This is a genomic window from Streptomyces sp. Je 1-4 4N24 (assembly GCF_026239515.1).
Taxonomy (GTDB): domain Bacteria; phylum Actinomycetota; class Actinomycetes; order Streptomycetales; family Streptomycetaceae; genus Streptomyces; species Streptomyces nigrescens.
In genome coordinates this window covers 2,376,125-2,395,566 of the sequence record NZ_CP110836.1, presented here as the reverse complement: position 1 = coordinate 2,395,566, position 19,442 = coordinate 2,376,125, and the positions used below count along the sequence as shown (strand labels likewise).

Below are 19,442 nucleotides of genomic sequence, written 5' to 3'. Positions count from 1 at the left end.
AGCACATGGCGTTCATCCGTGCCACCGGGAAGCACCGTCGCGCGAGCCGTCCCGTTCGGACGACCCGCAACGTCGCCGGCATAGCCACCCTCGCGGCCGGCGGTGTGGTCGCCTCCGTGGCCTCGCCGGCGCTGGCCGCGACGGACGAGGCGCGCCCCCACGACACCGGACTGCAGCAGGCCGTCGTGCTGGGCGACGAGCTCGCCAACCGTGTCGAGGCCCAGGCCGACGCGCAGCAGGCCGACGCCGAGGCCGCCGCGGCGAGGGCGAAGGCCGAGGCCGTCGCCAAGAAGCAGGCCGATGAGGCCAAGCGGCGTGCCGAGGCGGCGAAGAAGAAGGCCAAGGCCGCCCATGAGGCCAAGGTGCGCGCCGCCCGCGACGCGGAGCGCAAGCGCCTCAACGCCTTTGTCGCCCCCATTGGCGACTCCTACGTGTCCACCGCCTACAAGGCCTCCAGTGGCCTGTGGTCCTCCGGCAGCCACACCGGCATCGACTTCCACGCCGCCTCCGGCACCAGCGTCCACGCGGTCGGCTCGGGCACCGTCGTCGAGGCCGGCTGGGGCGGCTCGTACGGCAACAACATCGTGATCAAGATGAACGACGGCACGTACACCCAGTACGGCCACCTGTCGTCGCTCGGTGTCTCGGTCGGCCAGCAGGTCACCCCGGGTCAGCAGATCGGCCTCTCCGGCGCCACCGGCAACGTCACCGGCCCGCACCTGCACTTCGAGGCCCGCACCGGCGCCGACTACGGCTCGGACATCGACCCCATCTCGTACCTGCGCGGGCACGGCGTCAACGTCTGATTCCCGGCCTCGCCGGCGGCGCCCCGTACGGGTCCTGCGCCCCACGCCGAGCGTCCCTCCGGAGCCCCGGTCCCACGGCCGGGGCTTCGGTGTATCCGGAGTGCGGTGGGTACGCACCGGATACGCCGGTGCCCCGCGACTTCCGGCCAAAAAATATCCATGAATATCCCGAGGCCGTCGGAAAAGCCGTGCCGGTCGAATAGAGTCACGGAAAAGTCGCCGACCGGCGGCGTTTTCAGGGGATTACGGCGGAGGCACGGAAGATGCGAGGCCATATTTCCGCGCATGCGGTGTGCACGGCGATTCGCGACGACATTGTCTCCGGTGCGCTGGCGCCGGGGAGCCGGCTGATCGAGGAGATCCTGGCGGCCCGTTACGGCGTCTCCAGAGTGCCGGTCCGCGAAGCACTGCGCACCCTGCAGTCCGAGGGCTTCGTCACCACCCGCCACCACGCGGGCGCCTGCGTCGCCGAGCCCACCGAGCAGGAGGCCGCCGATCTCCTCGACGTCCGCGCCCTGTTGGAGCCGCTGGGCGCCGCCCGCGCGGCCGCCCGCCGCAGTCCGGCCCACCTGAAGGTGCTCCGCGGCCTGGTACGGCTCGGCCGCGAGCGGGCCCGGCACGGCAACCCCGCGGATCTGCGCCAACTGGACGGCTGGTTCCACGAAACGCTGGCCCAGGCGGCCGGCAGCCCCAGCCTGACGGCGCTGCTGACCCAGTTGCGGCGCAAGATCGAGTGGATGTACGCGGTGGAACTGCCGCCCCGGGCCGGCGAGTCCTGGGACGAACACGGCGCGGTGCTGGACGCGGTGGCCCGTGGGGACGCCGAACGGGCGCGCGCCCTGATGGCGGCTCATGTCGAGCGCTCGCTTCCGGTCTACCGGCTGCGGCTCCCCGCCAAGGCCGAGGTGAGGGATCCGAAACCGCCCGTCAACACGGCACGCGTCCGCCCTTAACAATCGCCCCGTATACAAAGAAGCGCGGAATTTGCTGCGCCCGCGCATAGCGGTGCTTTATTCGGCGCCCGATCCTGCATTTGGTGTGCCTATTTTTGCCGCACTGCATGTGCTTAATGGTGTGTGCATTTCCTGGCGGAACCCGGACGGCGGTCACCCCGGCAATTCCGCGCCCCCTCCCCGCGGAATGCGCGGCGCCGTATGCGGCATTGCCGCGCAGACCCACCGGGCGCGGCGGACCGTCACCCCCACTGGCACCGCGGATACCGGCCCAGCAAAACGGCCCCGCCGCGGCAACCGATTCGGTCACCACGGCGGGGCCGCCGCAGACGGCAGAAGTCCTGGCGGACTCAGACGGTCTCGGGGAGCTCCTCGAGGCCCTCGGCCACGAGCTTGGCCAGACGGTCGAGCGCCGCCTCGGCGCCCTCGGCGTCGGAGGCCAGCACGATCTCCTCGCCGCCCTGGGCGCCCAGGCCGAGGACCGCGAGCATGGAGGCCGCGTTGACGGGGTTGCCATCAGCCTTGGCGATCGTCATCGGGACGCCGGAGGCGGTGGCCGCACGGACGAAGATCGACGCGGGGCGGGCGTGCAGGCCCTCGGCCCAACCGACATTGACGCGGCGCTCTGCCATGGTGTTGCCCTTCAAAGTCGTGACAGTTGTCTAGACCAGTCTCTCACGCTGCGGTGTGTGGTCCGCCGGCCCTTCGTCCTGGCCTCTGCGGCAGTGGGGCCCGGGGAAGACCCGGCAGGCCGCACGTCCTACGGCGCACCGGCCTGCCCCGCACCCCGAGCGTACGCGCGCAGGCCCGGTTGTCGGTGGCCGGTCGTACGCTGTCCGCATGCAGACGCCGCCGGAGCACGCGTACCCGACCCACTGGGAAGCCGACGTGGTGCTGCGTGACGGCGGCACAGCACGGATCCGCCCCATCACCACCGATGACGCCGAGCGGCTGGTCTCCTTCTACGAGCAGGTCTCGGACGAGTCGAAGTACTACCGCTTCTTCGCGCCCTACCCGCGTCTGTCCGACCGTGATGTGCACCGTTTCACCCACCACGACTACGTCGACCGGGTCGGGCTCGCCGCCACGATCGGCGGCGAGTTCATCGGCACCGTCCGCTACGACCGGATCAACGAGCAGGGGCTGCCCGCCAAGAACCCCGAGGACGATCAGGCGGAGGTCGCCTTCCTCGTCCAGGACGCCCACCAGGGCCGCGGAGTCGCCTCCGCCCTCCTGGAGCACATCGCGGCCGTCGCCCGCGAACGCGGCATCCGCCGGTTCGCCGCCGAGGTGCTCCCCGCGAACTCCAAGATGATCAAGGTGTTCACGGACGCCGGCTACACCCACAAGCGCACCTTCGAGGACGGTGTGGTCCGTCTCGAGTTCGATCTGGAGCCGACCGAGCAGTCCATGGCCGTGATGCGCGGACGTGAACAGCGCGCGGAGGCCCGCTCCGTACAGCGGCTGCTCGCGCCGGGCTCGGTCGCCGTCATCGGTACCGGCCGGGCCCCCGGCGGCGTCGGCCGTACCGCCCTGCGCAGCCTCCTGGACTCCGGCTTCACGGGCCGGGTGCACGCCGTCAACCACGCCTTCCCCGAGGGCCTGCGGCGGCTGGACCCCGAAGACGTGCCGGCCGTCCGCACCCTGCGGGAGATCACCGACCCGGTCGACCTCGCCGTCATCGCCGTCCCCGCGGACAGCGTCCCCGACGTGATCCGCGACTGCGGCGAACACGGCGTCCAGGGCGTGCTGGTCCTGTCCTCCGGCTACGCCGAGGCGGGCCCGGACGGCAGAGAGCGGCAGCGCGCCCTGCTCCGCCAGGCCCGCTCGTACGGCATGCGGCTGATCGGGCCCAACGCCTTCGGCCTGATCAACACCGCCCCCGACGTCCGGCTGAACGCCTCCCTCGCCCCCCAGATGCCCGGCGCCGGCCACATCGGCCTGTTCACCCAGTCCGGCGCCATCGGCATCGCCCTGCTCAGCGGACTGCATGCGCGCGGCCCCGGTGACGGCGGTATCGCCGGTATCTCCGCCTTCGTCTCGGCCGGCAACCGCGCCGATGTCTCCGGCAACGACCTGCTCCAGTACTGGTACGAGGACCCGGACACCGATGTCGTGATCCTCTATCTGGAGTCCATCGGCAACCCCCGCAAGTTCGCCCGGCTCGCCCGCCGCACCGCCGCCGTCAAACCGGTGGTGGTCGCCAAGGGAGCCCGGCACAACGGCACCGCTCCGCCCGGTCATGCCGTGCCCACCGTCCGGGTTCCCGACAGCACCGTCGCCGCCCTGATGCGCCAGGCCGGTGTGATCCGTGTGGACACGGTCACCGAGCTGATCGACGCCGGGCTGCTGCTGGCCTCCCAGCCGCTGCCGGCCGGCCCGCGGATCGCCATTCTCGGCAACTCCGAGTCGCTGGCGCTGCTGGCGTACGACGCCTGCCTGACCGAGGGGCTGCGCCCGCAGCGCCCCCGTGTACTGGCCTCCGCCGCGACACCGGACGACTTCCGGGCCGCGCTCGCCGAGGCGCTGTCCGCCGACGGCTGCGATGCCGTGGTCGTCACGGCCATCCCCTGGGTGGGGGAGGGGGCCGCCGTCTCCCCGGGCGGCAGCGAGGGCGCCGCGCTCGCCGACGCCCTGCGCACCGCGGCGGCAGCCCACCCGGAGAAGCCGGTCACGGTCGTCCACCTCGCGATGGACGACCTGGCGCAGACGCTCGCGGCGCCGGCGCCGGCACCGGCAGAGTCCGCAGCTCCCGCCCGCGACGAGGCGGCCCGCCCCGAGCCGCCGGCCCGCCCCATGAGCCCCGCCCCGGCGCCCCCGCCGGTCCCGCCCGCCCCGTCCCACCTCCCACGCCCCCCGGCCCCCACCGGCCCGCCGCCCCCTCTCGCCGCACGCCAGGCGACCCCGGCCCGCGACGCCGAGGCCGGCATCCCGCGCCGGCCCCGCCGTGAGCGCCTCCGGATCCCCGCCTACCCCGCCGCCGAGCGCGCCGTCCGCTCGCTCGCCGAGGCCGTCCGCTACGCCGCCTGGCGCCGGGAGGCCGCCGACCCGGGCCGGGTGCCGGAGTACGACGACATCCAGGAGGCCGCGGCCGGCGCGGACATCGAGCGCCTCCTGGACGGGCTCGGCCCCGACGTCCCCACCGGCCGTTCCGTCCCGGTGCCGCCCGAGGACGCCGAGGCCCTGCTCGCCCGTTACGGCATCCACACGCTCCCCGTCCTCCCGGCCCCCGACCCGGACACCGCCGTCCGCGCCGCCGCCCGCCTCGGCTATCCGGTGGCCCTCAAGACCACCGCACCCCATCTGCGCCACCGCCCCGACCTCGGCGGTGTGCGCCTGGACATCGCCGGTGAGGCCGAACTCCGCCGTACCTATTCCGAATTGACCGACTACCTCGGCTCCCCGGAGGAGCTGCGCCCGGTCGTCCAGTCGATGGTGCCGCGCGGGGTGGACACCGTCGTCCGTGCCGCCATCGACCCCGCCGCCGGCGCCGTCCTCTCCTTCGGCCTGGCCGGGGCGCCCTCCCAGCTGCTCGGCGATATCGCCCACCGCCTCATCCCGGCCACCGACCGCGAGGTCGCCGAGCAGATCCGCTCGATCCGCGCCGCCCCGCTGCTGTTCGGCTGGCGCGGCTCCCAGCCCGTGGACACCGCCGCCCTGGCGGAGCTGCTGCTGCGCGTCTCCCGGCTCGTCGACGACCACCCCGAGGTCGTCGGCGTGGACCTCGAACCGGTCGTCGTCGCCGCCCAGGGCCTCTCCGTCCTGGGCGCCACCGTCCGGCTGGCCCGGCCGCCCGCCACGACTGACCTCGGCCCCCGCCGACTGCCCGTCTACTGAGGCTCTCGCGGCCCGGTTCGCCCCGTAAGATGGACTCCATGGCTAAGACCGGTACGACGACCCAGGGGCTGCGCGCGGCGATCGAGCGCAGTGGCTATTACCCGACGCTCGTGGCCGAGGCGGTGCAGGCCGCGGTCGGCGGCGAGCCGGTGGTGTCGTACCTCGTCCATCAAGAGACGACCTTCGACGCCAACGAGGTCCGCCGCCATGTCACGGTCCTGGTCCTGACCGGCACCCGCTTCATCGTCAGCCACACCGACGAGCAGGCCGCCGACGCCACCTCCCCGTCGCCGTACGCCACCACCTCCACCGAGTCGGTCAAGCTGGGCCGGATCTCCTCCGTGGTGCTCAGCCGGGTGGTCGCCAACCCGGAGTCGTACACCCCCGGGCAGCTGCCCCGCGAAGTCGTGCTGACCATCGGCTGGGGCGCGGTCGCCCGCCTGGACCTGGAGCCCGCCGCCTGCGGCGACCCCAACTGCGAGGCGGACCACGGCTACACGGGCTCCTCCACCGCCGACGACCTCTCGCTGCGGGTCAGTGAGGCCGGGGACGGACCGGACTCGGTGCGCGAGACGCTCACCTTCGCCCAGGCCCTCTCCGAGGCCACCGCGGCCACCACCACCCGCTGATGGTCCACACCGCCCCCGCCTGGCCGGAACCCGAACCGCTCGACCCGCTCAGCGCCCCGGTGCCCCGCTACGGCACCGCCTCACTCGCCGATCTGCTGCCCACCATCGCCGCCGGGCTGGGCATACCCGGCCTCACCGGCGCGATGGAGCTGGCCCCCGCCGACCGGGCCTGTGTCTTCCTGATCGACGGTCTCGGCTGGGAGCTGCTGCGTGCCCACCCGGAGGAGGCACCGTTCCTCACTTCGTTCCTGGGTACGTCGTTCAACGGCAGCGGCCGTCCGCTCACCGCGGGCTTCCCGTCCACCACCGCCACCTCCCTCGCCTCGGTCGGCACCGGACTGCCGCCGGGCGCCCACGGCCTGCCCGGCTACACCTGTGAGGACCCGGCGACCGGCGCCCTGATGAACCAGCTGCGCTGGTCCCCGTGGACCGATCCCTACGTCTGGCAGCCGTATCCGACGGTCTTCCAGCTCGCGGACACCGCCGGCATCCACACCTGCCAGGTCTCCGCACCGAATTTCCAGCACACCCCGCTCACCAAGGTCGCGCTCAGCGGCGGCACCTTCCACGGCCGGCTCTCCGGCGAGGAGCGGATGGACCTCGCCGCCGAGCAGCTCGCCGCCGGCGACCGCTCGCTGGTCTACACGTACTACTCCGAGGTCGACGGCAAGGGGCACCGCTACGGCGTCAACTCCGACGCCTGGCGCGGCCAGTTGATGTACGTCGACCGGCTCGCCCAGCGGCTGGCCGAGCAGCTGCCGCCGCGCAGCGCGCTCTACATCACCGCCGACCACGGCATGATCGACATCCCCTTCGACCCCGAGTCGCGGATCGACTTCGACGAGGACTGGGAACTGCGCGCCGGCGTACGCCTGTTGGGTGGCGAGGGCCGGGCCCGGCATGTGTACGCCCACCAGGGAGCGGCCGCCGATGTGCTCGCCGTATGGCGCGAGGTGGTCGGTGAGCAGATGTGGGTGGCGAGCCGTGAAGAGGCCATCGCGGCCGGGTGGTTCGGGCCGCGGGTCGACGACCGGGTGCGTGCCCGGATCGGCGATGTCGTCGCGGCCGCCCATGCCGACATGGTGATCATCGCGACGGAACGAGAGCCCCGGGAGTCGGAGATGGTCGGGATGCACGGCTCCATGACCCCGGTGGAGCAGCTGGTGCCGCTCCTGGAAGTCCGCACCTGACCCGCAGGGCCGCTCGCCCGCACCTCGCCCCGCCCCCTCACGAGCCCGAAAGGCCCGCAACTTCCCATGCCCGAGCTGGTGTTCTTCTCCGGAACGATGGACTGTGGAAAGTCGACACTGGCTCTGCAGATCGAGCACAACCGCTCCTCCCGCGGCCTGCAAGGAATGATCTACAGCCGCAACGACCGGGCCGGCCATGGCAAGCTCTCCTCCCGCCTCGGCCTGGTCACCGAGGCCGTCGAGGCGGCGGACGACATGGACTTCTACGCCCATGTCGTCGGCCATCTCTCCTCCGGCGGCCGGGTCGACTACGTCATCGCCGACGAGGCACAGTTCCTCGCCCCCGAACAGATCGACCAGCTCGCCCGCGTCGTCGACGACCTCGAACTGGACGTCTTCGCCTTCGGCATCTCCACCGACTTCCGCAGCAAGCTCTTCCCCGGGTCCCAGCGCCTGGTCGAACTGGCCGACCGGGTGGAGGTGCTGCAGGTCGAGGCGCTGTGCTGGTGCGGCGCCCGTGCCACGCACAACGCCCGCACGGTCGGCAACCGGATGGTCGTCGAGGGCGCACAGGTCGTGGTCGGGGATGTCGTCGGTGACGTGGACGGCCCGTCGGCCGAGGTCGGCTACGAGGTGCTGTGCCGGCGTCACCACCGCCGCCGCCAGACCTCGGCGACCGCCCGCGCGGCCGCGCTCTCCCCGGACGTCCTGCCGGTCGACGGTGCGCGGTAGGAGCCGTGGACGGGCTGAGGCGGCGACCGGCGATCCCGGGTCCCGGCGGCGGTGCCGGCTGCCTCCGTATGCGCCTCCACACGGCCCTGGGGCGGGCCCGCGCCGGACGGCGGACACGGCCCGGTGCGACGGGCGTTCAGCCCTTCTGAATGATCGTGAAGACGGCGCCCTCGCTGTCGGCAACGGTCGCCAGCCTGCCGTGCGCGGAGTCCCGGGCGCCGTCCAGCACCCGTCCGCCCAGCTCGGTCACCCGGCGGACAGCCGCGTCCGTATCGGAGACCGCGAAGTACGTCATCCAGTGGGAACCCCGGTCACGCGGCAGGGCGCTGCCCACACCGTGGATGCCGGCCACCGGGTGGTCCTTCAGGTGCAGCGTCAGATAGTCGAAGCCGGCGTCGTCGTCCGAAGACAGGGGTTCCGTCTCGAAACCGAAGACATGCTCGTAGAACGGCCCGACGGAGCCGGTGTCCCGGGTGACCAGCTCGTTCCACACCGCGGTGCCCGGCTCCCCGGTGAACGCGGTGCCCATCATCGTCCTGCCCTGCCAGACGCCGAAGATCGCCCCTTGTGGGTCGGAGGCGATGGCCATCCGTCCCGTGTCGTCGTCGGCGTCCAGCGGCCCGACGCCCACCGTCCCACCGCAGGAACGGATCTGTTCGGCGGTCACATCCGCGTCGTCGCTGGCCAGATACGTGGTCCAGGAGACCGGGAGATGGCGGTCGGGGGCCAGCTCGCCGACCCCGGCGACTTCCCGGCCGTCGAGGAAGGCCCGGGCGTACGGACCGAAGTGCTGCGGCCCCGGGCGGAACTCCCAGCCGAACAGCGCGCCGTAGAACTCCTGCGTCGCGGGCAGGCTGTGGGCAAGGAGGCTCACCCAGCAGGGCGCGCCGGGCATCCGCCGGGTCGCTGCCTCGGTCGTCATTGTCACTCTCTCCTCGGAGCGTCGGGTGCTGACCATGTGCGGTACGGGCGCGGGTCCCGTCCAGATGCTCGCACCCGGTGACCTGGTGTGCGCCCCGGCCGCGCCGTCGATGGCACGTTCGCGAGGGAGAATGCCCGTTTTGATGTTCCCCCATCCGTTTCGGCGCGGTTGCGGCAGGGTGTAACTGCGCCATACGGAGGGTGGGCACCCACCTTCTGTACGTAGTCGTTGCTACGCAAGGATGAGTCCCATGAACGCCATCATCACCGCTACCGAACTCGCGAGCGAGTTGGCACGGCCCGCCCCGCCGGTGCTCCTGGACGTCCGCTATCAGCTCGGCGGGCCGCCCGGCCGCCCCGAGTACGCGGCCGGCCACGTCCCCGGCGCGGTCTATGTCGATCTCGACAGTGAGCTGGCCTCGCCCCCCGGCCCGGCCGGCCGTCATCCGCTCCCCGATCTCGATGTCTTCGCCGGGGCCATGCGGGCCGCGGGCGTCCGCGCGGACCGCCCCGTGGTCGTCTACGACGGCGGTCAGGGCTGGGCGGCCGCCCGTGCCTGGTGGCTGCTGCGCTGGACCGGTCACCCCGATGTGCGGGTGCTGGACGGCGGTCTCGCCGCATGGAGGGCGTCCGGTGGCGCCCTGAGTGCCGAGCAACCGGCGCCGCCGGCCGGTGACTTCACGCCCCTGCCGGGCGCGGTGCCGCTGCTCACGGCGGACGACGCGGCCGCCCTGGCCCGCCGCGGAGTCCTGCTGGACGCCCGCGCCGCCGAGCGCTACCGAGGCGAGGTCGAGCCCATCGACCGGGTCGCCGGCCATATCCCGGGCGCCGTGTCCGCGCCGACGACCGAGAACGTCGTCGAGGGTGACACCGTCTTCCGTGACGCCGCGGACCTGGCCAAGCGGTTCGCGTCGCTGGGCGCCACCGCGGACGTGGAGGTCGGCGTCTACTGCGGCTCCGGCGTCTCTGCCGCCCATCAGGTGCTGGCCCTCGCGGTCGCGGGCGTCCCCGCCGCGCTGTACGTCGGCTCCTGGAGCGAGTGGTCGGCCGACCCGTCCCGTCCGGTCGCCACCGGCCCGCAGCCCGGCTGAGCCCCCGCCGGGCCCGTCACGAGGCCCCGTACAACGCTGTCCGCCCGCCCCGGGGAGCCGGGGCGGGCGGACAGCGTTACGCGCTGGGGGCGGCGGCCCCGTTACTCCGGTTTCTTGCGCCGGGTGCCGAAGACGATCTCGTCCCAACTGGGCACCGCTGCACGGCGCCCGGGCCGTACGCCGTCCGCCTCGGCCTGCCGGTCCGTCGTCCCGGTCAGCCGGTCACGATGCCCGGCCACCGCGCGCGGCATCAGCACATCGGCGTACGCGGAACCCGCGCCCGCACCCGCGCTCGCCGCCGGAGCGGGCGGCTCCTCGACCTCGGCCTCGGACTCCTCATCGCTCTGCGGCGACTTCACGCTCTCCGGTACGACCATGTCGCCACGGAAGCTCGGCACCGCCTCCAGCAGGCTGGTCAGCGAATCCCGCTCCCGCTCGCCCGTGGCCTCCTCCGCGACCCGCGGCTCGTCGTCCTCACCGCCGGACTGCGCCGCGCGCTCGCCGCGCTCGGACGACTGCCGGTCCAGGGCGCGGTCCAGCGGCCGGTCGCGCGGCAGCCGCGCGATCCGCGGCACGAACGGGAAGCTCGGCTCGGGCGTGTCGTCGCTCTCGCCGATCAGTGCCCGGGCCTCGTCGTCCACGGCCTGGACGAGCCGCCGCGGCGGGTCGTACGTCCAGCTCGCCGAGTGCGGTTCGGTTGCGACGCGGTAGACCAGCAGCACCTCCCAGGTGCCGTCGTCCCGGCGCCAGGAGTCCCACTGGACGCTCTCCTTGTCGGCGCCGCGCAGCAGCAGCCGCTCCGCGACCGCTTCACCGAGCTGCGGACCGGTGTTCTCACCGGGGCGCCGTACCGGGGTCTTACGGGCCCGCTCGGCCATGAACGCACGCTCGGCGAGCACCGGGCCCTCGAAGCGGCGCACCCGGTCGACGGGGATGCCGGCGAGCTGGGCGACCTCTTCGGCGGAGGCACCGGCTCTTATACGCGCCTGGATGTCCCGCGGCCGCAGGTGGCTCTCGACCTCGATCTCGATCTGGCCGAGCCGCGCGCGGTCATTGCGGACGGCGGCGCGCAGCCGTTCGTCGATCGGAAGCGTGTACTCGGTGCTGTCCGCAGCTTTGAGCACCAGCCGTGTGCCGTCGTTGGAGACGGCCACGACACGCAGTTCGGGCATGGGGACCTCCCGGGTGGTGCCTGCCGACGTCACGTGCGTCGCTGCTTCCGCTAGTCGAGTGTGGCCTGCCCGGGTGCAGCCTGCCACAACATTGCCGAGTTGCCCGGCGTGTCGGGGCTTGGCCCTGAAACGCCGTTATGACACGGTTACCAGTTCGCCACGCTCAGTGACCGTGTCGCTTGCCCTGTCGCCGTGCACCCGTGCAGAGCGGCGGCGCCCCGGGTGAGAGCCGCCTTCAGGGCCCCTCCCGCGGGTTCCGGGCAGCCGGACGGGAACCGGGGCCAGGGCTCGCCACAGTACTCCATTTGGACCACTTAGGTGGACCGCCGCGCCGCCGAACTTCTGGGTGGGCAAGGGTGTTCGGTCGTCTTGTCGACCTCTCTACCTGGCACTCAGGTGGCGAGTTTCACAGATTCCCCAAAATCGGAACTAATGGCTCCGCCGAATGGTCACTTCTCCATGCAAGATGGATCGAAGGGGCTATCAAAGGTTGGAGATGGACGAAGAAACCGAAACCGACACGAAGAAGAAGGAGAGGCGGATAGACCTGAGCGTGGCTCAGGTAGCCGGCAGTGCGCTCGCCGCAGCCGTCGCCGCGTACCTCGCAGGCCGGCTCGGCATCTACGGAACCATCATCGGCGCGGGTCTGGTCAGTGTCGTGGCCACCACCGGCGGCTCGATATTCCAGCACCTGTTCCGGCGCACCGGCGAACAGCTCAAGGAGGCGACGGTCACCACGCGGCCGAAGCCACGCCGCTCCTCCTCCACCCGCACTCGATCCACCACACCGCACGCACGGCCGGCCGAGCCCACGATGGTGCTGCCGACCTTCGACAAGCAGGGCACGGAGGACAAGGTCACCTCCGTCGCCGCCAGGACACCCGGGCGCGACACCGCCCGTACCCAGCTCATCCCGCGGGCCGAACAGGCCCGCCGCCGTGATCCGGCGAGCGCCCACCCGGCTCCGCAGTCCGACGACGCGACGCGGATCTTGCGCGCGGCCGGCCAGGGCGCGATCGGCGCCCCGCGCACGGCGGACGGCGCGGGCCGGGGGCGGCCCGCCGACCGGACGCAGCTGGTGCCGCGCCTCGACGAGCGGAGCATGACGCCCGCCCGTCCGACCGGTCCGCCCGCGCGGCAGCCGGCCGGACCGCCCGAGGAGCTCGGCACCACGACGTACGGCACCCGGCTGCGCGGCTGGAAGCGGCCGGCGCTCGGTGCGCTCGCGGTCTTCGTGCTCGCCATGGGGGTGGTCACCGGCACCGAGCTGGTCACCGGGCAGACGCCGAGCGGCGAGAAGGGCACCACGCTGAGCCGGCTCACCCACACCGGGGGAGGGGGCGGGCAGCAGCCCGGTTCACCGCAGTCGCCCGACCCCGGTTCGCCGGAGCACGGCAAGCGCCACGGCAACGGCGGTGAGCCGAGCCCGGACCCGGGCACGTCGGAGGACCCCGGCACGGACAAGAAGAAGGACGGCGACGCCCCCTCGCCCGCCCCGAGCCCGTCCGACGGCGACAAGACGTCGCCGGACCCCGGCACGCCCTCGTCCCCGGATCCGTCCCCGAGCGAATCCACCGGCGACGGTGGCGCCGGCAACGACGACGGTTCGACCGGCGGCGAGGACCAGGGGGACCGGCAGCACCAGCAGGAGTCCGACGCACAGGACCCGGCCCCCGGAGCCTCCTGACCCCGGCCGGCGGTCCGATCGATCCGAAGGAACGGACCGCCCGGTCGGGCGGACCCTGCGACGGCCGCGCCCCGGTACCCCTTATGGGCGCCGGGGCGCGGCCGTCGTCGTCGGTCAGTCCCCCAGGACCCGCCGCAGATACGGGTTGGCGAACCGGCGCTCCGGATCCAGCCGGTCGCGCACGGCGGTGAACTCGCCGAACCGCGGATAGACATCAGCGAGAGAGGCGGCGTCGCGGGTGTGCAGCTTCCCCCAGTGCGGACGCCCGTCGTGTGCCGTCATGATCCGCTCGGCGGCCGCGAAATACGCCTGGTGCGGCGTGCCGCGGTACATGTGCACGGCGAGGTACACGGTGTCCCGGCCCGAAGCGGTGGACAGCGGAATGTCGTCGGCCGGCGCGGTGCGCACCTCCACCGGGAAGCTGACCTTGAAGTCGGAGCGCTCCACCAGGGCCCTGAGCTCACTCAGCGCCGCGACCGCGGCCGCGCGGGGCAGCGCGTACTCCATCTCCACGAACCGCACCCGCCGCGGCGAGGTGAACACCTTGTACGGGATGTCGGTGTACGTACGGGCCGACAGCGCGCGGCTGGAGATCCTGGCGATGCCCGGTATGGCGGCCGGCACCGCCCGGCCGACGGCGCAGGCGAGCTGGAAGACCCCGTTGGACAGCAGCTCGTCCTCGATCCACCCACTGACCTTCCCGGGGGGCGCCGCCGGGCCCTGGCTGCGGTTGTTGCGCTTGGTGTTGCAGCTGCCGGTGTGCGGGAACCAGTAGAACTCGAAGTGTTCGTTCTCGGCGACCAGTTCGTCGAACCGGTCCGTCACCTCGTCGAAGGGCATCGGCTCCTCGCGGGCGGTCAGCAGGAACTCCGGCTCCACGGCGAAGGTGAGCTCGCTGATCACGCCGAGCGCGCCCAGGCCCAGCCGTGCCGACGCGAAGACCTCCGGGTTCTCCCCGGCGGAACAGGTCAGCACCGAGCCGTCGGCGGTGACCAGTTCGAGGGCGGTGATCTGGGCGGCGATCGACGCCGAGTCGCGGCCCGTCCCATGGGTGCCGGTGCCGGCCGCCCCGGAGACGGTCTGCTCCATGATGTCGCCCATGTTGGTCAGTGACAGCCCGTGCGCGGCCAGCCTCTCGTTGAGGTGCTTGAGCGGCGTACCGGCCGCCACCGTCACCGTCCCGGCCTCGCGGTCGACCGTACGGATTCCGGTCAGCCGCTCGGGGCGGATCAGCAGTCCGTCGGTGACGGCCGCCGGGGTGAAGGAGTGCCCGGTGCCGGCCGCCTTGACCGTCAGCCCGTCCGCGGCGGCGGCGCGGACCGCGGCCGCCAGCTCCTCGGTGCTCGCCGGGGCCACGCTCCGGGCGGGGCGGGCGGTGACATTGCCCGCCCAGTTGCGCCAGGGTCCGGTGGCCGGAGCACGCCCTCCCGAGCCGCCGACGGCGTTGCTGACTGCCATGGTGACGTCCCCTCCCTCCGCGCGGGCCGGCCGCGTACGGCCGCCGTTGGTGTGAGCGCATGATGTCAGTCACCGACGCGACATCCAGGTGGGGTGACGGGAATCACAGGGGCGGGGAATCGGCCGGAATCAACCGGCTCCCGGACATGTCGTACCGCCGGTAACAGGCAAGCGGGCGGCGGCCGTTCACGCATGTGCGCCGGATCGGCCCGGTGTGACCCGGGCTCCGTCGGAACGGCCCTACGCCACGCTCTCCTCGCCCTGCCGTTCCGGGTCGCCCTGACCGGGCAGCCCGCCGGCCGCCGCCGGGCCCGCCACCGGAGCGGTGGGCTGCGGACGGAGCCTGCGGTAGCCGGCGAACGCCACCAGCGCGGCGAGCAGTCCGGCCGCGCCCGGCACCAGATAGCCCCGGGCGGCCCCCGCGGCGTCCACCACCCAGCCGGCCGCCGACGACCCCAGCGCGACGCCCACCGCCAGGCCGGTGCTGGTCCAGGTCATGCCCTCGGTCAGCTGCGACCGCGGGACATGCTCCTCGATCAGCGCCATCGTGGTCACCATCGTCGGGGCGACGGACAGCCCCGCGACGAACAGCGCAACGGCCAGCAGCGGCAGCGAACCCACCAGCTGCAGCGGCACCATGCTCACCGCCATCACACCGACCCCCACCATCCACCGCCGGGACGGATGCCCCTTGAGGTGCAGCAGCCCGAAGACGGCACCGGCCAGACACGAGCCGAGCGCATAGACCGCCAGCACCAGGCTGGCCGCGGCCTTGTGCCCGACCTCCTCGGCGAACGCCACGGTCACCACATCGATCGCCCCGAAGATCGCGCCGGTCGCCACGAACGTCACCACCAGCACCTGCAGCCCCCGTGAGCGCAGCGCCGACCCCTTGGCGTGCTGCTCCCGCGGATGCGGCACCGGCTCCGTCGCACGCTGCGCCGTCAGCCAGAAGACCCCGACGGCCAGAAAACCGGCGGCCAGCAGCGGACCGGCTTCCGGGAACCACGCGGTGGACAGGCCGATGGACAGGATCGGCCCGAAGATGAAGCACGTCTCGTCGACGATCGACTCCCACGAATACGCGGTGTGCAGCTTGCGTGGGGAGCCCCGGTAGATCTCCGCCCAGCGTGCCCGGATCATCGAGCCGACGCTCGGCACACACCCCACACAGGCCGCGAAGACGAACAGGGTCCAGTCCGGCCAGCGCTGCTGCGCGCTCAGCAGCAGACCGGCGACCGCGGCGATCGACACCAGGGTGGCCGGGCGCAGCACCCGGCTCTGGCCGTGCCGGTCCACCAGCCGGGAGATCTGCGGGCCGAGGACCGCGGCGGACAGCGCGAGGGTCGCGGACAGCGCGCCCGCCAGGCCGTAGCGGCCGGTCAGCTGGGAGATCATCGTGACGATGCCGATGCCCATCATCGACAGGGGCATCCGGCCCAGGAGCCCGGCGGCGGAGAACGACTTGGTGCCGGGGCGGCCGAATATGGCGCGGTAGGGACTGGGCAACGGGGAGGCTCCGCCGGTGAGGACCGAAGATCGGTAAGGGATGTCTGTGGCCGATACAGCTTACGGGTGAGGGGCCGTCGGCCGCCTCCGGATTCCCGGCGACCCCACCCGGCCCGTCGCCTGGTCCGCGCCGGGACCTGGCCGCCGCCCCCAGGGGAAGGGTGGCAGGATCGATGGCATGCCCGAACAGCGCGACCCCAGCCCCTATGACGCCCTGCTGCTGCTGTCGTTCGGCGGCCCCGAAGGCCCCGACGACGTCGTCCCGTTCCTGGAGAACGTGACCCGCGGCCGCGGCATCCCCCGTGAGCGCCTCAAGGAGGTGGGGCAGCACTACTTCCTGTTCGGCGGCGTCAGCCCCATCAACGCACAGAACCGGGAACTGCTGGACGCGCTGCGCAGCGACTTCGCCGAGAACGGCCTGGACCTGCCCGTCTACTGGGGCAACCGCAACTGGGCGCCCTACCTGACCGACACCCTGCGCACCATGGTGCACGACGGCCACCGCCGGATCGCCGTCCTGGCGACCAGCGCCTACGCCTCGTACTCGGGCTGCCGGCAGTACCGCGAGAACCTCGCCGACGCGCTCGCCATCCTGCAGTCCGAGGACCTGCCGGCGCCGCAGGTCGACAAACTGCGGCACTACTTCAACCACCCCGGTTTCGTCCGCCCCATGGTCGACGGGGTGCTGGCCTCCCTCGCCGAACTGCCCCAGGACGTGCGGGACGGCGCCCATCTCGCCTTCACCACGCACTCCATCCCCACCGCCGCCGCCGACACCTCCGGCACACCCGGCGACCACACCCCGGGCGGTGAGGGCGGCGCCTATGTCGCCCAGCACCTGGACGTGGCACGGACGATCGCGGACGCGGTCCGTGCGGAGACCGGTGTGGACCACCCCTGGCGGCTCGTCTACCAGTCCCGCAGCGGCGCCCCGCACATCCCCTGGCTGGAGCCGGACATCTGCGACCACCTGGAAGAGCAGCACGCCGCGGGCGTCCCGGCCGTCGTCATGGCCCCCATCGGGTTCGTCTCCGACCACATGGAGGTCAGGTACGACCTCGACACCGAGGCCACCGCCAAGGCCGCCGAACTGGGACTGCCGGTCGCCAGGTCGGCCACCGTGGGTGCCGACCCCCGGTTCGCCGCGGCCGTCCGCGACCTCCTCCTGGAGCGCGCGGCCACCGAACGGGGTGGCACCCCGCAGCGCTGCGCCCTGGGCGCCCTCGCCGCGAGCCACGACCTGTGTCCGGTCGGCTGCTGCCCCGCGCGCGCACCGCGCCCGGCCGCGGCCGGCGCCGACTGGCGGGGCCCGGTCGCCGAGGCCCCCGCGTAAGCCCGTACGCCCGCCCGACCACCGCTCGTCCGAGCAAGGAGCATCGTGCCCGATCCGCTGCACCCCGACGCCCCGCAGACCGACCCGGCGCAGACCGAAGCGCTGTACGACGAACTTCTCGAACTGGCCCTGGAGGCCGCCCGCCGCGCGGGGACCCTGCTGCGCGACGGCCGGCCCGCCGACCTCGGTGTGGCCGCCACCAAGTCCAGCCCCATCGACGTCGTCACCGAGATGGACATCGCCTCCGAGAAGCTGATCACCGGCTTCATCGGGGAGCGCCGCCCCGACGACGGCTTCCTGGGGGAGGAGGGCGCCAGCACCGACGGCACCAGCGGTATCCGCTGGGTCATCGACCCCGTCGACGGCACCGTGAACTACCTCTACGGGCTGCCGTCCTGGTCCGTGTCCATCGCGGCGGAGAAGGACGGGGAGGTGGTCGTCGGTGTCGTCGCCGCCCCGATGCGCGGGGAGACCTACCAGGCCGTCCTGGGTCGTGGCGCGTTCAACAACGGCGAGCGCATCCGGCACCGGCCCGCCCCGCCGCTCTCCCAGGCGCTGCTCGGCACCGGTTTCTCGTACCTGGCCGAGCGCCGGGCCGCACAGGCCGAGGTGCTGCGCACGCTGCTGCCGCAGGTCCGCGACATCCGGCGCGGCGGCTCGGCCGCGATCGACCTGTGCGATGTGGCCTGCGGCCGGCTCGACGCCTACTACGAGCGTGGTCTGAACCCCTGGGACCTGGCGGCCGGCGCCCTGATCGCCCGCGAGGCCGGTGCGCTCACCGGCGGCCGCCCCGGCCGTGCGGTCTCCCTGGAGCTGACCCTCGCCGCCTCCCCGGACCTCTTCGCGCAGCTCCAGCCGCTTCTGGACGAGCTCGGCGCCTGGCACGACTGACCGGACCCCGTCCGGGCACGACAGCGCCCCGGCACCATCCCCTGGATGCCGGGGCGCTGTCGTCGTGCGCAGTGGAGCGGTCAGGCGTTGCTGACCGCTCCATAACGCACGCCGTGCTCGGTCGCCAGTCGCTGCAGGTCCTCAAGCTCCGCCTGTTCGACCTCGGCGAGGAAGTCATCGCCCGCAGCGCGGGCCCGGTCCAGATCAGCTTCGGTGTTCTGTATGCGCTGCAAAATGCCTGCGGTGAACGCGTCCATGTGCGCCCCCTCGTCGTGGGTCGGTGGGCACGGGGGTGTGCCGACGGGTGGGTCGATCACGGCGTGGTCCCTGCGATGGATCAGTCCATGGCAAGTAGCCGGAGAAACAGGGCGTGATCGCGGGTGTGCAGTCGTCCTCCCCATCCGCCACCTCAGGGAAACCTCAACCCGCCCAGGAATCCTGCCCGTCGGGTCCCCGGCCCCGCCCTCCACCCACCCCGCACCCCTCTTACCGCCGGTTTATGGCTCTTGGGGGCAGGATGGAAGAGCTTTCAGACATGTTTTTGCCTGCCCGCAAGGGCCCTGAGGAAGGACTAGCGACGTGCGTGTTCTCGTCGTCGAGGACGAGCAGCTGCTCGCCGATGCGGTGGCCACCGGACTACGCCGGGAGGCCATGGCGGTCGACGTGGTCTACGACGGCGCTGCCGCTCTGGAACGGATCGCGGTCAACGACTATGACGTCGTGGTGCTCGACCGTGACCTTCCGGTCGTCCACGGTGACGACGTCTGCCGCAAGATCGTCGAGCTGGGGATGCCCACCCGCGTTCTGATGCTCACCGCCTCCGGCGACGTCAGCGACCGCGTCGAGGGCCTGGAGATCGGCGCGGACGACTACCTTCCCAAGCCCTTCGCCTTCACCGAGCTGACCGCCCGGGTGCGCGCCCTGGGGCGCCGTACGACCGTCGCGCTGCCGCCCGTCCTGGAGCGGGCCGGCATCAAGCTCGACCCCAATCGCCGTGAGGTCTTCCGCGACGGCAAGGAGGTCCAGCTCGCGCCGAAGGAGTTCGCGGTGCTGGAGGTCCTGATGCGCAGCGAGGGCACGGTCGTCTCGGCCGAGCAGCTCCTGGAGAAGGCCTGGGACGAGAACACCGACCCGTTCACCAACGTCGTACGGGTCACGGTCATGACCCTGCGGCGCAAGCTCGGCGAGCCCGCGGTGATCGTCACCGTCCCGGGCTCGGGATACCGGATCTGA

General features: G+C 72.6%; 17 protein-coding genes. 11 read left to right on the top strand and 6 right to left on the bottom strand.

What is annotated here, in order from left to right; translation table 11 throughout:
- Positions 1–5 precede the first annotated feature (5 nt).
- Together SLV14N_RS10125 and SLV14N_RS10120 are read left to right on the top strand one after the other, a co-directional pair.
- Positions 6–806: a M23 family metallopeptidase gene (locus tag SLV14N_RS10125; RefSeq protein WP_263269083.1), complete on the top strand. Its 801-nt coding sequence runs from the start codon at positions 6–8 to the stop codon at positions 804–806.
- Positions 807–1,069: 263 nt separating this feature from the next.
- Positions 1,070–1,759 carry a GntR family transcriptional regulator gene (locus tag SLV14N_RS10120; protein WP_026170333.1) on the top strand — a complete coding sequence of 230 codons (690 nt, stop codon included), beginning with the start codon at positions 1,070–1,072 and terminating at the stop codon, positions 1,757–1,759.
- 350 nt (positions 1,760–2,109) lie between these two features.
- Here SLV14N_RS10120 and SLV14N_RS10115 read toward each other — a convergent pair whose 3' ends face one another.
- On the bottom strand, positions 2,110–2,391 hold the full coding sequence (locus SLV14N_RS10115) for an HPr family phosphocarrier protein (protein WP_026170334.1): 282 nt from the start codon (positions 2,389–2,391) through the stop codon (positions 2,110–2,112).
- 208 nt (positions 2,392–2,599) lie between these two features.
- Between SLV14N_RS10115 and SLV14N_RS10110 the strand changes: the two genes are divergently transcribed.
- The 4 genes from SLV14N_RS10110 to SLV14N_RS10095 all read left to right on the top strand — a co-directional run bounded on the left by SLV14N_RS10110 (position 2,600) and on the right by SLV14N_RS10095 (position 8,147).
- Positions 2,600–5,596 carry a bifunctional GNAT family N-acetyltransferase/acetate--CoA ligase family protein gene (locus SLV14N_RS10110; protein ID WP_263269080.1) on the top strand — a complete coding sequence of 999 codons (2,997 nt, stop codon included), beginning with the start codon at positions 2,600–2,602 and terminating at the stop codon, positions 5,594–5,596.
- Positions 5,597–5,634: 38 nt separating this feature from the next.
- The gene (locus SLV14N_RS10105; RefSeq protein WP_006602644.1) at positions 5,635–6,225 is read left to right on the top strand and encodes a DUF5998 family protein; all 591 of its coding nucleotides are present in this window, start codon (positions 5,635–5,637) and stop codon (positions 6,223–6,225) included.
- Entirely contained in the window at positions 6,225–7,415 is a 1,191-nt protein-coding gene (locus SLV14N_RS10100; protein WP_263269079.1) for an alkaline phosphatase family protein, read from the top strand. The genes SLV14N_RS10105 and SLV14N_RS10100 overlap by 1 nt, the downstream gene beginning before the upstream one ends.
- Positions 7,416–7,481: 66 nt before the next feature.
- Positions 7,482–8,147 (top strand): thymidine kinase, encoded by a 666-nt coding sequence (locus SLV14N_RS10095; protein ID WP_208680657.1) that lies wholly within the window; start codon positions 7,482–7,484, stop codon positions 8,145–8,147.
- 136 nt (positions 8,148–8,283) lie between these two features.
- Here SLV14N_RS10095 and SLV14N_RS10090 read toward each other — a convergent pair whose 3' ends face one another.
- A complete protein-coding gene (locus SLV14N_RS10090; RefSeq protein ID WP_263269078.1) occupies positions 8,284–9,069 on the bottom strand; it encodes a VOC family protein in 786 nt (261 codons plus the stop codon).
- Positions 9,070–9,319: 250 nt separating this feature from the next.
- Here SLV14N_RS10090 and SLV14N_RS10085 point away from each other — a divergent pair, with 250 nt between their 5' ends.
- Complete coding sequence (locus tag SLV14N_RS10085; RefSeq protein WP_208680655.1) at positions 9,320–10,159, top strand: sulfurtransferase; 840 nt, start codon at positions 9,320–9,322, stop codon at positions 10,157–10,159.
- Between the two features lie 101 nt (positions 10,160–10,260).
- On the opposite strand, the gene sepH is transcribed toward SLV14N_RS10085, so the two are convergent.
- Positions 10,261–11,331: a septation protein SepH gene (gene sepH, locus SLV14N_RS10080; protein ID WP_018093446.1), complete on the bottom strand. Its 1,071-nt coding sequence runs from the start codon at positions 11,329–11,331 to the stop codon at positions 10,261–10,263.
- Positions 11,332–11,827: 496 nt separating this feature from the next.
- Between sepH and SLV14N_RS10075 the strand changes: the two genes are divergently transcribed.
- Positions 11,828–13,018, top strand: a complete 1,191-nt coding sequence (locus SLV14N_RS10075) for a hypothetical protein (RefSeq protein WP_263269077.1) — start codon at positions 11,828–11,830, stop codon at positions 13,016–13,018.
- 114 nt (positions 13,019–13,132) lie between these two features.
- Here SLV14N_RS10075 and SLV14N_RS10070 read toward each other — a convergent pair whose 3' ends face one another.
- Together SLV14N_RS10070 and SLV14N_RS10065 are read right to left on the bottom strand one after the other, a co-directional pair.
- Complete coding sequence (locus SLV14N_RS10070) at positions 13,133–14,476, bottom strand: D-arabinono-1,4-lactone oxidase (RefSeq protein WP_263269076.1); 1,344 nt, start codon at positions 14,474–14,476, stop codon at positions 13,133–13,135.
- A gap of 240 nt (positions 14,477–14,716) precedes the next feature.
- A complete protein-coding gene (locus SLV14N_RS10065; RefSeq protein ID WP_263269075.1) occupies positions 14,717–15,985 on the bottom strand; it encodes an MFS transporter in 1,269 nt (422 codons plus the stop codon).
- A gap of 178 nt (positions 15,986–16,163) precedes the next feature.
- Here SLV14N_RS10065 and SLV14N_RS10060 point away from each other — a divergent pair, with 178 nt between their 5' ends.
- Positions 16,164–17,318, top strand: a complete 1,155-nt coding sequence (locus SLV14N_RS10060; RefSeq protein WP_263269074.1) for a ferrochelatase — start codon at positions 16,164–16,166, stop codon at positions 17,316–17,318.
- A gap of 45 nt (positions 17,319–17,363) precedes the next feature.
- Positions 17,364–18,209, top strand: coding sequence for an inositol monophosphatase family protein (locus SLV14N_RS10055; protein ID WP_262042457.1), 846 nt, complete (start codon positions 17,364–17,366; stop codon positions 18,207–18,209).
- An 80-nt stretch (positions 18,210–18,289) separates the two neighbouring features.
- Here the strand turns inward: SLV14N_RS10055 and SLV14N_RS10050 are convergent, their stop codons facing one another.
- Positions 18,290–18,466, bottom strand: coding sequence for a hypothetical protein (locus SLV14N_RS10050; protein WP_018093452.1), 177 nt, complete (start codon positions 18,464–18,466; stop codon positions 18,290–18,292).
- Between the two features lie 322 nt (positions 18,467–18,788).
- Here SLV14N_RS10050 and SLV14N_RS10045 point away from each other — a divergent pair, with 322 nt between their 5' ends.
- Positions 18,789–19,442, top strand: coding sequence for a response regulator transcription factor (locus tag SLV14N_RS10045; protein ID WP_006602630.1), 654 nt, complete (start codon positions 18,789–18,791; stop codon positions 19,440–19,442).